This is a genomic window from Metalysinibacillus jejuensis, from assembly GCF_003057615.1.
GTDB classification, from domain to species: domain Bacteria; phylum Bacillota; class Bacilli; order Bacillales_A; family Planococcaceae; genus Metalysinibacillus; species Metalysinibacillus jejuensis.
This window is the reverse complement of the sequence record NZ_QAFW01000128.1, coordinates 1-1,176: the sequence shown is the minus strand read 5'-3', so window position 1 is coordinate 1,176 and position 1,176 is coordinate 1. Positions and strand designations below refer to the sequence as shown.

The window sequence follows — 1,176 nt, the reverse complement described above, 5'->3', positions numbered from 1 at the left end:
CTATATATACGGTGAAAGAAAATTAGAGTTTCAAGCACAGCCTATTCACCGTATTTTCAGGTGTTTGATTAATCATTTGGATAAAGCCTTGGACAGCACGTTGAATCTTTCCGACATTTGAGTAAAAGACATTGTGGATCACCGTTGTCTTCATCCATTTCCACAGTCCTTCGATTAAATTTAAATTGGGACTGTACGGCGGAAGGAACAGAAATTCAAAGGAATCTTGATACTTTTCTAAAAATGGTTGAATCAATTTCGCATGGTGTATGCGCGCATTGTCTAATACCATCACGATGCGTTCATTCGGATAACGAGCGATGACTTTTTCTAAAAAACTTAGGAATTCAACAGCGGTATATTGTTCTTCTTGCACGCAAAATACATCACCCGTTTCGTAATCCAATGTACCAATTAGTTTAACACCTTGATGTCGGCCATATGTTGGAATGATTTTTTGTTGACCTTTTAGAAACCACGTGTTGGCAATCGCTTGGTAATCACGGATCATCGACTCGTCTTCAAATAAAATACGATCAATTTGACCATGAATTAGTTTTTTTTCGCCTGTTCAAATTCTTCAAGGAAAGCTGCTTGTTTGAGGGAGTCTGCTTTTTCCAATGTATACGTTGGTTTCGTATAACTTAAACCAAGACGGTACAATAAATCACGTGTCCCACGCACAGAAAAAGATACACCAAATGTTCGCTTAATCCAATCGCGAAGAAGAGGCGCTGTCCAGTTCATTTCAACAGGAAAACCAGCATCTTTAGGCGTTTGGTTGACAATTGTCGCGACGACTTGTGCTTCTTGTTCAGCCGTTAAATGACGCTTTCGACCAGGTTGTTTTTTACGTCCAAGTCCAGCGATCCCTTTTTCACAATAAGCTTTGCGATAATTGAACAGCGTCGCTAAAGAAAGACCTGTATAGTCAACAATTTTTTCATACGATTCGCCCGAAAGTAACATATAAATCACTTGGTAGCGAACGAACATTTTATGATTGTTTTCTTCTTTCATGACAAGCTTTAATTCTTCTAAAGCAGCAGGAATTTGTTCTTCAGGAATTAGGACAATTTTACGCATCATTTTTCTCCGTTTCATATCTATTAAGAATAGTATACAGGAAAACGAAGAAAAAGAGTGTAAGTCTAAAAGTTAATCACCTTATATATA

Annotated in this window: 1 protein-coding gene; it reads right to left on the bottom strand. The window is 37.7% G+C overall.

The genetic code is table 11. The annotated features are described in order from the left end of the window. Positions 1-22: 22 nt before the first annotated feature. Positions 23-1,086, bottom strand: a protein-coding gene (locus DDE80_RS14375; RefSeq protein WP_108308631.1) for an IS630 family transposase whose coding sequence is annotated in 2 segments (ribosomal slippage) — positions 23-562 and positions 565-1,086 — 1,062 coding nt in all. Because the reading frame shifts where the segments join, the coding sequence is not laid out codon by codon here. Positions 1,087-1,176: the final 90 nt, after the last annotated feature.